Source organism: Haemophilus sp. HMSC068C11, from assembly GCF_001815355.1.
GTDB lineage: Bacteria > Pseudomonadota > Gammaproteobacteria > Enterobacterales > Pasteurellaceae > Haemophilus_D.
This window is the reverse complement of record NZ_KV820354.1, coordinates 121,526-133,960: the sequence shown is the minus strand read 5'-3', so window position 1 is coordinate 133,960 and position 12,435 is coordinate 121,526. Positions and strand designations below refer to the sequence as shown.

The following is a 12,435-nucleotide window of genomic DNA, read 5'->3' as shown; positions in this document are numbered from 1 at the left end:
ATTGTCTGATATATTGTTAAAGAGCAAAAAAATAAATTGGTCGGCGAGATAGGATTTGAACCTACGACCCACTGGTCCCAAACCAGTTGCGCTACCAAGCTGCGCTACTCGCCGTCAGATTTCTCAATTAAGAGAAGATGGGGTGGCTAATGGGATTCGAACCCACGACAACTGGAATCACAATCCAGGGCTCTACCAACTGAGCTATAGCCACCATTGATTAGTTGTTCATCGCATTGACTTTCTGGCGCGCTCGACAAGATTCGAACTTGCGACCTTTGGCTCCGGAGGCCAACGCTCTATCCAACTGAGCTACGAACGCGTTACTGCGTCGTTGCAGGGGCGTATATTAATGATTTCCCAATACCTTGTCTAGCACTTTTTTGAAAAAAAATATCAAAAGATAAATTTTTGTTCAATTTGTATAGAATTTATTATTTATTCGTCTATTTTTAGTGCTAAATAGTAAAAAAGGATAGCAAATTGCAATCCTTTTTATTTTATTTCATTTATTGCTTATTACGACTATTGCTTATTACGACGTGCGCGACGTTTCATTCTTCTTACCCAACGGGTGATTTTCCATGCTTTTGTAATTGAATAAGCATAAAGGAAGAATAATACAATAAACGCAATAAACATTGCCCATTCATTAATATAGAAGACTTCGCCTAAGATCCCGATTGTGGCACAAATTGCTGCAAAGAAGGTAATTAATAAAAAGGCTTGGCGAGAGGTCAATCCAGCACGAACCATTAAATGATGCACGTGTAAGCGATCTGGTCTGAATGGACTTTTTCCTTTACGTAAGCGACGATAAATAATTGCCACCATATCAATTAAAGGAACAGCAATAATCCAAAGTGCGGTCACTGGATTCATTGGATGTCCTTTTCCTTGCGTACTTAAAAGCAAAATCCAAATAATAGTAAAGCCAATTAAAGTACTTCCTGCATCCCCCATGAACACTTTATATTTTGGTCCTAATGGAATGCCTAAATTTAATAATAGATAAGGCAAAATCGCGACAATTAAGGCAAAACTCCAATATGCCATATCCATCTGTCCATCACGGAACATCAAGATACCAATGGCAGCAAAGGAAACAATAGATAATCCACCCAATAATCCATCGATACCATCAATCATATTAAAGGCATTAATAATCGCAATTGTCGCAAATACGGTAATAATCAACCCAATAGAACCAAGTGTTAATTGGAATGGTCCGAGGATTTGACCTAAATGATCTAAATAAACATTACCTAAATCGATCATTAAAATCGCAAGCACGGCTTGAATCCCTGCACGCAAGAAGGGACTAATATCAAAGCGGTCATCTAAGATACCAATTGCCAGTAGAACAAAAATACTGAATATATAAAGATAAGGTAAACGAAGTTGATCCCACTCCATTAAATAATAGCAAAGGTTTCCCATAAAAAGAGAAACACCGCCAATGAGCGGAATCGCACCTTGGTGACGTTTACGATAATTCGGCTTATCAACCAAGCCAATTTTATTGGCAATTGGTCGCATGACAATTAAGGTTAAAAATGCCCCTAAAAAAGTGACGAGAAGACTTAGCATAGTTTTTATCCTAAAATTTTTTTGCAAAGGATAACATAAAGAAAAATCAGCACACAAAGATTTTTCTCAAATTCAGTTTTTTAGTACAATATGACCACTTTTAATATAAGGATTCAAATCATGACAAAATCAACCGCACTTTTCTCTCGTGCACAAGAAGTTATTCCTGGTGGTGTAAACTCCCCTGTTCGTGCTTTTAAAGGCGTAGGTGGCACACCCGTATTTATTCAAAAAGCCAAAGGCGCTTACATTTACGATACCGAAGGCAAACAATATATCGATTATGTGGGTTCTTGGGGGCCAATGATTTTAGGTCACAATCACCCTGCTATTTTAGATGCTGTATTAAAAGCAGCGGAGAATGGTTTAAGCTTTGGTGCGCCAACTCCCTCTGAAATTGATTTAGCAGAATTGGTCTGTGAAATTGTGCCATCAATTGAAATGGTTCGTATGGTGAGTTCAGGTACTGAAGCAACCATGACAGCTATTCGTCTTGCGCGTGGTTATACAAATAGAAGCAAAATCTTAAAATTTGAAGGTTGTTACCACGGCCATTCTGATTCACTTCTAGTAAAGGCAGGATCGGGGGCGTTAACACTTGGTCAACCAAGCTCGCCAGGTGTGCCTGAAGATTTTGCAAAACACACTTTAACTGCAGAATATAACAATCTTGATTCTGTTAAAAAATTATTTGAAGAATTTCCTAACGATATTGCTTGTGTGATTATTGAACCTGTCGCAGGCAACATGAACTGTATTCCGCCAAAAGAAGATTTCTTACAAGGCATTCGCGAAATCTGTGACCAATATGGTGCACTTTTCATTATTGATGAAGTCATGACAGGTTTCCGTGTTTCACTTGCTGGTGCACAAGCTTACTATGGTGTAACACCTGATCTCACCACATTAGGTAAAGTCATTGGCGGCGGTATGCCAGTGGGTGCTGTTGGCGGTAAAAAAGTGATTATGCAACACCTCGCACCAACCGGCCCTGTTTATCAAGCAGGTACCCTTTCAGGTAACCCGATTGCAATGGCTGCAGGTTTAGCTTGTTTAACTGAATTGAAAAAAGCTGGTAACGAACAACATCTTGCAGAATTAACCACTAAACTTTGTGATGGCTTAAAAACATTAGCCCAAAAACACAATGTGCCATTCGTGATAAATCATGTAGGCGGAATGTTTGGTATTTTCTTCACTGACCAAAAACAAGTTACCTCTTATGCAGAAGTCATGAAATGTGATACCGAAAAATTCAAAGTGTTCTTCCACAAAATGCTCGATCAAGGCGTTTACCTTGCGCCTTCTGCTTTTGAAGCGGGCTTTATGTCTTTAGCTCATACAAATGAAGACATTGAAAAAACACTTGCTGCCGCAGATATAGCATTTGCAGCCGTTGCTTAAAACATAAAAAGTGCGGTTAAATTTAACCGCACTTTTTTATTTCATATTACAAACGTTCATAGAGCACGTTTTCTAATAATCCCCTTTCCTCTTCCGTTAATGCTGTGCCTTTCTCGTTTGTTAAAATAAAAAAGTCTTCTGCTTTTTCTCCCACTGTCGTGATTTTTGCATTACAAAGATTAAGTTTTAACTCAGTAAAAATTTGACTGATTTGAGCCAATAAACCGGGTTTGTCTAAAGCAACGATTTCTAACTCCGTATGCTCTTTTTTACTTTCTTTCAAAAAACGTACATCTGTTTTCACGGTGAAATGTTGCAACTGTCGATTATTTGCAAAAGACATGGATGGCAATTTTTCACCTAATAACACAGAGGTTAATACTGCTTCTAATTCTCGGCGACGTTCTGAACGAACCAATTCACCATTTAATTCTGTGATGATAAAGCTGTCGAATACATATCCATCATCCGATGTTAAAATTTGAGCATCATGAATACTGAATTTTTTCGCACCAATGGTTGAAACCACTTTATTAAATAAGTTAGCTTGATCAGGGCAATAAACGAAAATTTCAGTCCCACCGCTAGAAAAACGATTACTAATTTTAACCAGTACTTCACCATCAAATTCAGTTAACAACTCTGTATGCCATGCAATTTGTTTTGGGCTATTTCGTAAAAAATAATCATCTGGACAACGTTGCCATAGTGCTAAGATTTTTTCTTCCGATAATTCTGGTTGATCTTCAGATAAAATTGCTAGTGCCAATTGGCGATTTTCAAGGATTTTTTCTTTATTATCTAATAATAAATTCATCCCTTGTCGGAATTGTTGCGACGTATAATCATAAAGTGATGCAAACAAAGAACGTTTCCAGCTATTCCACAAGGTACCGTTTGTTGCACAAATATCCGCGACCGTTAAACAAGTGAGATAATCTAAGCGCACATGATTTTGTACACTTTCCGCAAAGCTCATCACGACTTCAGGATCATGAATATCTCGACGCTGTGCAGTAATTGACATGAGCAAATGCTCTTTCACTAGCCAAGCCATCGTTTCAATTTCTCGACGATCAAAACCATGCAAACGGGCAAATTCAATAATATCCTCAGCCCCTAACTCTGCATGATCCCCTCCACGACCTTTCGCAATATCATGGAAAAGTGCTGCGACATAAAGCAAAGTGCGGTCAGACATTTGACTAAATATTTGATGACAAATTGGATGGGATTCTGCGTCCTCTTCAGCTAAGAAACTTTCCAATTTCAACATCACTCGCAAGGTATGCTCATCCACGGTGTAAATGTGGAAAAGATCAAATTGCATTAAACCTTCAATTCCCTGCCATTGTGGTAAATAAGCCGTTAACACACCGTATTGGTGCATTGGGAGAAATGCGCGCTGAATCGCTTTCGGTTGATTAAATAACCGAATAAATTTTTCTCTTGCTTCAGGAATATCACATAATTTCTGCGTCAAACTTTCCAACGCAATCTGAAGTTGGCGTAATGTTGATGAATGAATTTCGGCTTGTTTATGCTTCGTAAGATAGAAAAAAAGATCCAATATACGATCTGGTGAACGTAAAAACACATCTTCCTTACGTAAACACAAACTTTGATTCACTAATTCAAAATTCTCATCCAAAGGATGAATAGAGAGCTCGCCATCTGTTGATAAAAAATGCGCTTTATAATGCTTAATCAGGATATCACTCAAACGAGAAATTGTGCGTAAAGCTTGGAAAAAACGTTTCATCATTTTTTCGACACCACGGTTTCCTTCACCTTCAAAACCAAGCATCTCGCTCACTTTGATTTGACGATCAAACAACAAGCGGTTGTCATAACGTTTTAAAATCAAGTGTAAAGCGAACCGCACTTTGAATAAAAATTCTTGGCTCTCTAATAATTGCTGATGTTCTGATGGGTAAATAAAGCCGCTTTCCAAAATGCCATCAAGTGTCATTTCTCCGGTATGGCGTAATGCGATCCAATATAAAAGATGAAGATCCCGTAAACCACCGGGGCTGTATTTTAAATCGGGTTCTAAGTTGTAACTGGTGTTGTGATAACGCTGATAACGTTCAATTTGTTCTTGTACTTTAGCATCAAAGAATGATTTTACCGCCCAAAAATCTGGCTTTTTCAATATTTCATCTAAGGCATTGAAAAGGGACACATCTCCCGATAAATAACGAGACTCAAGCAAATTGGTAGCAATGGTAATGTCTTGTTTACCTTCCTTTTCACATTCTTCTAAAGAACGAACACTATGCCCTACGTCAAATCCACAATCCCACAAGAACTGCACAAACTGAGCAATTTTTTCTTCCGTTTCAGGCTCTTTTTCTTCTTTTGAAAGAACAAGAACATCCAAATCAGATAAAGGAAACATTTCTTGTCTGCCATAACCACCTACCGCAATTAAGGTGAGATGAGCTTTATCTAATTCAAATTGCTGCCAAAGCTGTTTTAACAAATCATCACAAAACTGTGTACGGCTAGCAATCAGCTCAAAAACAGAATAATCATCGAAGTGATGACGTTCAAATTCCTTCAAATTTTCACGCTGGATTTTGACCGCACTTGGCGTGAGTGGAGAGTCGAAATGATAAGGAAAAAGCATAGGTATTCCACAAACAAAATAATTATAAAAAAAGCCCACTATCGTAGGCTTTTAGCTGAACTTAAAGATTATTCATCATACGTTGAATTCGACCTTCCGCAATTTCTTCATCGCGGATTGTCATCACTTCACAACCGTTTTCGGTAACCACAATTTGATGCTCATATTGCGCTGAATGGCTACGGTCTTTGGTTTTTACTGTCCAACCATCGCCCATAATGCGTACTTCTTTTTTACCCGCATTAATCATTGGCTCAATGGTAAATACCATTCCAGGTTTTAAAATCACACCGCCGTCATCCGCATAATAGTGTAAGACTTGCGGTTCACAGTGGAATTCAGTTCCCACGCCGTGACCACAATACTCACGAACCACGCTAAATCCTTGGCTTTCGGTATATTTTTGAACCGCTTTACCAATTTCGTTTAAACGAATACCCGGCTTAACCGTACGTAATCCCACATAAAGTGCTTCTTGTGCGGCTTCAACCAATTTTTGACTACGAATATTGGTTTCACCCACGACATACATTTTAGAGTTATCACCGAAATAACCGTCTTTTATTACAGTCACATCAATATTAACAATATCACCACGTTTTAATTTTTTATCGTCGCTTGGAATACCATGGCAAACCACTTCATTTATAGAAATACAGGTTGCTTTTGGGAAACCATGATAATTTAAGCACGCAGGAATCACTTTTTGTACATTCACCATATAATTATGACAAATGCGATCCAATTCACCTGTGGTCACACCTTCTTTTACATAAGGTTCGATCATAACCAAAACATCAGACGCTAATTTACACGCCTCACGTAACTTAACAATTTCTTCTTCAGTTCTTAATGGAATGCCCATTATTTCTCCTTATTTAATTCAGATTTATTCGCATATAATAGCACTAATTCCGTGAAAAATCTTGAATGAATTAACAGGTTATTAGATAATACAAGGATTATTTTTAGGAAAGTGGGGATAGAGATATGTCAGATTTAGATATGGCCGTACCGCTAACTTTTACTGATGCGGCAGCCAATAAAGTAAAAAGTTTAATTAGCGAAGAAGAAAACAACGAATTAAAATTACGCGTTTATATCACCGGTGGCGGTTGCAGTGGTTTCCAATACGGTTTCACCTTTGACGATAAAGTTAATGAAGGTGACCTAACCATAGAAAAAGCCGGTGTGCAATTAGTGATTGACCCAATGAGTTTACAATACTTAATTGGTGGCACGGTTGATTACACTGAAGGCTTGGAAGGTTCTCGCTTTGTAGTGAACAATCCAAATGCAACTAGCACCTGTGGTTGCGGTTCATCATTCAGCATCTAATATGGATTTTCAATTTACCCATTATCTAGGCAATGTGCACGCCAAATGTTCGATGGAACACATTGCTCTAGCCAATTGGTTTAATTCAGAAGTGCGGTCAAATCCTCAAGCGTTTTTGACCGCACTTTCTGCCTGTGAGCAGATTAAAAATAATGATGAAGTCACGCTGATTGGTTACGAATACACGCTTTTTATCAATACCGATGAAGTGATGATTCGCGCCAATAACCTTGCAATTGAAACAGACGAAATTTTAGAAGACGACTTCCATTATTATGATGAAGAAAGTATTGCCTTCTGCGGTACAACAGACTTCATCCACTTTCTTAATGCCTATTTTAAATTTATTGCTTAACCTCATTCTCTGAAGCTAACTATTATGTCGGAAACGGAAAACACCTCATCAGAACAACAAGAAACACAAGCGCCAAATAAACGTCGTTCTTGTAAAATCTTTTTAGCCAAAACGGCCTTTACTTTAGGGACGCTCGCCGTATTTTATGGTGGCTATTTAGATTGGCAAATTCGCTCAAAAATGGATGGTCAAATTTGGCGTTTACCGGCTGAAGTGTATAGCCGTTTAGAAAGTGTAAAACTGTCTGACAATCTTTCTTTTGACGAAGTGATTCAAATCTTATTGGATAACGAATACCGCCAAACCACCATGATTGCAGCACCGGGCGATTTTAAACTCGAAGACGATACTATCGTGTTACTTCGTCGTGCATTCCCTTATCCTGATAAGCCTGAGCCACAACGGGTATTACGTTTACATTTTACCGATAACAAACTTTCTCGTATTGAAGATTTAGTCAACGTCAAAGCGGTTGATGAATTCCGTCTTGCGCCTAAATTAATTGCCATGTTGGAATCGGATAATGAAGATCGTTTAGCGATTCCATTACAGCACTACCCTCGCTTACTCATTGATGCCTTATTACTGACAGAGGATCGCCGTTTTTACGATCATAACGGGATCAACCCAATCGGTATTATGCGTGCAATGATTGCCAATATCAGAGCAGGTCAAACGGTTCAAGGCGGTAGTACGCTCACTCAGCAATTAGTGAAAAACTTATTCTTATCCAGTGAACGTTCTATTACCCGTAAAGCCAATGAAGCATTGATGTCATTAGTATTAGATTGGCGATATGATAAAAACCGTATTTTAGAAACCTATCTTAACGAGATTTACCTTGGTCAAAATGGTGATATCCAAATTCACGGTTTTGCATTGGCGAGCCAATTCTATTTTGGTCGTTCCATCCGTGAAATTAGCCTTGACCAAATTGCCCTTTTAGTCGGCATGGTGAAAGGCCCATCCCTTTATAATCCATGGCGAAATCCACAATATGCGCTCGATCGCCGAAATGTGGTGTTAAAACTGATGCTTGATCACCAAATGATAGGGGATGAGTTGTATGAGATGTTGAGTAAACGTCCATTAGGCGTGCAAGCTAAAGGTCAAATTTCACGTAAATACCCGGCTTTCATTCAAACATTGCAAGCGGATCTTCGTCGTCAATTAGGGGAAAATAAAACCTCTGCACTACTTGGTGCACGCATTTTCTCCACCATGGATTTAAAACAACAGGAACAAGCTGAAAATGCCGTGGTGAATACGGTCAATCAATTGCAAGTACAAACTAAAAATCCACATTTAGAAGGCGCAATGATTGTCGCGGATTATCACTTGGGTGAAATACGTGCGGTTGTGGGTGGATTACAAACAGAATATGCTGGATTTAACCGTGCCTTAATGTCAAAACGTCAAATTGGTTCTTTGGTAAAACCATCCATTTATTTGACCGCACTGATGAATCCGGAACAGTTCCGTTTAAATACACCAATTCAAAACCAACCAATCACTATTTATGTTAAAGGTAGCCAGCCTTGGCAGCCGCGTAACTACGATCGCAAATACAGCGGTTCAGTGATGTTGATGGATGCCCTTGCTCGCTCGCTGAATATTCCAACGGTAAATATTGGGATGAAAGTTGGCTTAAGCAAAGTGATTGATACGCAAAAAGCCATGGGATGGGACAATGTGACGATTCCAAAAGTCCCGGCAACCTTGCTTGGTTCTTACAGTATTTCACCTTATGATGTGACAAAACTCTATCAAACCATTGCAAATCAAGGTGGCAAAATCGAGTTAAGCACCATACAAAGCATTACTGATCGCCAAGGCAATATTATTTATGAACACAATACCGTGCCGGATCAAGTCGTGCCAAGAGAAGCGGCTTATCAAACCTTGTATGCGATGCAACAAACCGTAGAACGTGGTACTGCGCGTAGTTTACAAAATGATTATGCGGATCTTCGTCTTGCGGGTAAAACAGGCACCACCAACGATGCCCGTGATACTTGGTTTGTGGGTATAGATGGTAAAAATGTCAGCACCATTTGGTTAGGTCGTGATGATAACGGTGAAACCAAATTAACCGGTGCATCAGGTGCATTACAAATCTATAAGGATTACTTAAACCGTGTGGTTATTGAAAAACTGAAACTTGGACAACCTTCTACGATTAAATGGGTTGGCATCAATGCTTACGGTAGTTGGAGCTGTGGTAGTAATCGAACAATTCCAGTTTGGGCAAATAAAGATCAAAACTTCTGTGCGTCTGCGCAAACAACGAGTACTGCGACCGCTACCGCTGCGCAAACCACGCAATCGCCACAGCCTGAACAACCTGAATCACCAAAACAAGAAAGTGTATGGGATGTGTTAGATAATAAAGCGCCTGTTGAAGAAGCAGCACCCGCTCAATAAACTCGCTTATTTTTGACCGCACTTTTATATCTCCATAAAGCGCCTAACAAAGGCGCTTTATTCTTTTAAGCATACAATCACCCTCTAGACATTTCCGACTCTTGTGAATTTTTTGATCTCCATCACAAAAATTAAAATTATTTATTGTCATTTCACTGATATCAAAGGATAATCATAAATAGGAATTAATTTCATTTTAGGTAATGAGGTAAATAGACGATGCTATTCCGTTCTATTCGATTTTTCTTTTTAATTTTTTCACTCGCCTTCTCTTCTTCACTCTTTGCACAAGACAACTACCAACAGTGGGTTAATGATATTACGTCGCGCTTAGACAAAACTGCTCAACTTGTCCAGCAAGGTAATACCGATGATGCGCGTACTGAAGTGCAAATGGCTTATTTTGAAGTGTTTGAAAATCTAGAAGGTCCGATTCGTATCAATTTCTCCGCACAAAAAAGTTACCAAATGGAAGCGACTTTTGGTGAGATCCGTAAAATGATCGGTGAAGGCAGTTCACAACAAGAGATTCAAGCTAAAATCGATCAGCTCAAAAAAGAATTACAAGAAGTGTTACCATCATTGATTGAAGGTCATCAGCTCAATGCTGATGGTCAACATGGTGTTTATGATAATCAAGAGATCGCCCCTTATTGGCAACAAAGTTTTAAAACCATTGATGATTTGCTCGCTCAAGGGCTCGAAGCGTATCAAAATGGTGATCTCGCTAACGCGAAAAAATTGTTCCAACAAGCGCAATACGACGGCTATAAAAATTCAGAAATGGAAATGTCCATTCGCCAAAATCGCTCTGCAGAAATCTCAGCGGCGATCAATCAACAATTTTACAACATCATCCGTTTAAGTGAACAAGCCGATCAAATCACAGAGATTGGCTATCAAAGCACGCAATTATTACAAGATATTGAAGAAAACTTGCCTAACCTGCCAACGACACGTGAAGAACAAAATGTTCAATCCAATGCCGCGCAGCAAGCAACAGATAATCAACAAGAACAAGATTGGAATAAGATTAAACAAGAGATCAACCAACGTATTCAACAAGCTATTGCGCTCTATCAACAAGGTGAGAGCAAAAAAGCGATTCTTTCTGTGCAAGACACCTATTTTGATGTGTTTGAAAGCAGTGGCATGGAGAACAAAATTGGCTCTCGTGATAGCAATTTTAAAGCAGAACTTGAAGGTTACTTCACCCGTTTAGTCAGTTTAATGAAAGCTGAACAAGGTGATAAGTTACAAGCACAAGCTGATGGTTTAGACCAGAATTTAACTAAAGCCGTTGAAATGTTACAGGGCGGAGAGCAAAGCGATTGGTCGATGTTCTTATATAGCCTTTTAATCATTCTTCGTGAAGGTTTGGAAGCCTTATTAATTGTTGCGGCTATCGTGACTTACTTAATTAAAAATAACCACCAAGATAAATTGCCGGTTATCCGTCAGTCTGTTTATGTGGCATTAATTGCCAGTGTGATTACCGCATTTATCTTCCAGCTTATCTTTGAAAATTCAGGTCAAAACCGCGAATTGCTCGAAGGCTTTACGATGATTTTTGCTGTAGTCATGCTGTTTATGATGAGTTACTGGTTATTGTCTAAAGTCGAAGCACAAAACTGGAAACGTTATTTAGAAGGTAAACTCTCTACGGCCCTCACTACAGGCTCACTCATTGGCTTATGGCTTACCAGCTTCTTAGCCGTATATCGTGAAGGGGCGGAAACCGTATTGTTCTACTATGCCCTCGTGGGTGATGCGAAAAGTGCGGTCAGTTTTATCTACCTTTTCGCAGGGATCATTGTCGGCGCAATTATTCTCACCATTTGCTACTTCGTGATGCGTTATACCGTGGTGAAATTACCACTTAAACCATTCTTTATGTTCACGGGTTCTTTCATGTATTTAATGGCCTTTGTATTCGCCGGCAAATCTGTTTTAGAACTCATTGAAGGCAAACTTTTCGAGCCAACGCTGATTAGCGGTGTGCCTGAAATTTCGTGGTTAGGTATTTATCCTTATATGGAAACCCTAATCCCACAAGCAATCTTACTCATCGCAGCCGTATTTGCTCTGTTCATTATGAAATATCAAAGCAAAAAAGCCGCGTAATACCCAACAATCCTTTAGGAGAAAAACAATGAAAAAAGCACTTTTAGCAACAGCATTATTTGCGGGTATTTTTACCGCGTCTACTGCAAACGCATTCCAAGAGTATCCAATCGGCGAAGCGGTAACCATGAATGAAATGGAAATTGCAGCGGTTTATCTCAAACCAATCGATATGGAACCACGTGGCATGGGTTTACCTGCTGCGAAATCAGATATTCACTTAGAAGCGGATATCCACGCAGTAAAAGGTAACAAAAATGGCTTTGGTGATGGTGAATGGATGCCTTACTTAACTATCAACTATACTTTAGTAAATGCTGATACGGGTGAAAAACAAGAAGGTACCTTCATGCCAATGGTAGCGGGTGACGGTCCTCACTATGGTGCAAACGTGAAAATGATGGGCGTGGGTAACTATAAATTAACTTACCACATCGATCCTCCATCAAAAGCAGGCATGCACCGTCATACCGACTCTGAAACAGGTGTTGGTCGTTGGTGGAAACCATTTGATGTAAGCTATGAATTCAAATTCACTGGCATCAAATAATCTGAGGTAAATATTGAT

Annotated in this window: 9 protein-coding genes and 3 tRNA genes; 6 read left to right on the top strand and 6 right to left on the bottom strand. The window is 39.2% G+C overall.

The features are described from left to right. Positions 1–37 precede the first annotated feature (37 nt). The 4 genes from HMPREF3020_RS01560 to wecA form a co-directional block, all read right to left on the bottom strand. Positions 38–114, bottom strand: a tRNA-Pro gene (locus HMPREF3020_RS01560). Positions 115–138: 24 nt separating this feature from the next. After that, positions 139–214: transfer RNA gene (locus tag HMPREF3020_RS01555), tRNA-His, on the bottom strand. 31 nt (positions 215–245) lie between these two features. Further along, positions 246–322, bottom strand: a tRNA-Arg gene (locus HMPREF3020_RS01550). Positions 323–525: 203 nt separating this feature from the next. Further along, positions 526–1,590, bottom strand: a complete 1,065-nt coding sequence (gene wecA / locus HMPREF3020_RS01545; RefSeq protein ID WP_070775339.1) for a UDP-N-acetylglucosamine--undecaprenyl-phosphate N-acetylglucosaminephosphotransferase — start codon at positions 1,588–1,590, stop codon at positions 526–528. A 120-nt stretch (positions 1,591–1,710) separates the two neighbouring features. On the opposite strand from wecA, the gene hemL reads away from it, so the two are divergent. Beyond that, on the top strand, positions 1,711–2,994 hold the full coding sequence (hemL, locus tag HMPREF3020_RS01540; protein ID WP_070775338.1) for a glutamate-1-semialdehyde 2,1-aminomutase: 1,284 nt from the start codon (positions 1,711–1,713) through the stop codon (positions 2,992–2,994). 46 nt (positions 2,995–3,040) lie between these two features. Here hemL and glnD read toward each other — a convergent pair whose 3' ends face one another. Further along, positions 3,041–5,626, bottom strand: a complete 2,586-nt coding sequence (gene glnD, locus HMPREF3020_RS01535; RefSeq protein WP_070775337.1) for a bifunctional uridylyltransferase/uridylyl-removing protein GlnD — start codon at positions 5,624–5,626, stop codon at positions 3,041–3,043. A gap of 61 nt (positions 5,627–5,687) precedes the next feature. Next, positions 5,688–6,491, bottom strand: coding sequence for a type I methionyl aminopeptidase (gene map / locus HMPREF3020_RS01530; RefSeq protein WP_070775336.1), 804 nt, complete (start codon positions 6,489–6,491; stop codon positions 5,688–5,690). Between the two features lie 125 nt (positions 6,492–6,616). Between map and erpA the strand changes: the two genes are divergently transcribed. The 5 genes from erpA to HMPREF3020_RS01505 all read left to right on the top strand — a co-directional run bounded on the left by erpA (position 6,617) and on the right by HMPREF3020_RS01505 (position 12,417). Continuing rightward, positions 6,617–6,964 (top strand): iron-sulfur cluster insertion protein ErpA, encoded by a 348-nt coding sequence (erpA, locus tag HMPREF3020_RS01525; protein ID WP_005696219.1) that lies wholly within the window; start codon positions 6,617–6,619, stop codon positions 6,962–6,964. Position 6,965: 1 nt separating this feature from the next. Beyond that, positions 6,966–7,319 carry a YacL family protein gene (locus tag HMPREF3020_RS01520; protein ID WP_070775335.1) on the top strand — a complete coding sequence of 118 codons (354 nt, stop codon included), beginning with the start codon at positions 6,966–6,968 and terminating at the stop codon, positions 7,317–7,319. A 24-nt stretch (positions 7,320–7,343) separates the two neighbouring features. Then, positions 7,344–9,743 (top strand): penicillin-binding protein 1B, encoded by a 2,400-nt coding sequence (mrcB, locus tag HMPREF3020_RS01515; protein WP_070775334.1) that lies wholly within the window; start codon positions 7,344–7,346, stop codon positions 9,741–9,743. Positions 9,744–9,962: 219 nt separating this feature from the next. Beyond that, complete coding sequence (locus HMPREF3020_RS01510) at positions 9,963–11,867, top strand: FTR1 family protein (protein ID WP_070775333.1); 1,905 nt, start codon at positions 9,963–9,965, stop codon at positions 11,865–11,867. A 28-nt stretch (positions 11,868–11,895) separates the two neighbouring features. Further along, positions 11,896–12,417 carry an iron transporter gene (locus tag HMPREF3020_RS01505; RefSeq protein ID WP_049357398.1) on the top strand — a complete coding sequence of 174 codons (522 nt, stop codon included), beginning with the start codon at positions 11,896–11,898 and terminating at the stop codon, positions 12,415–12,417. Positions 12,418–12,435 lie beyond the last annotated feature (18 nt).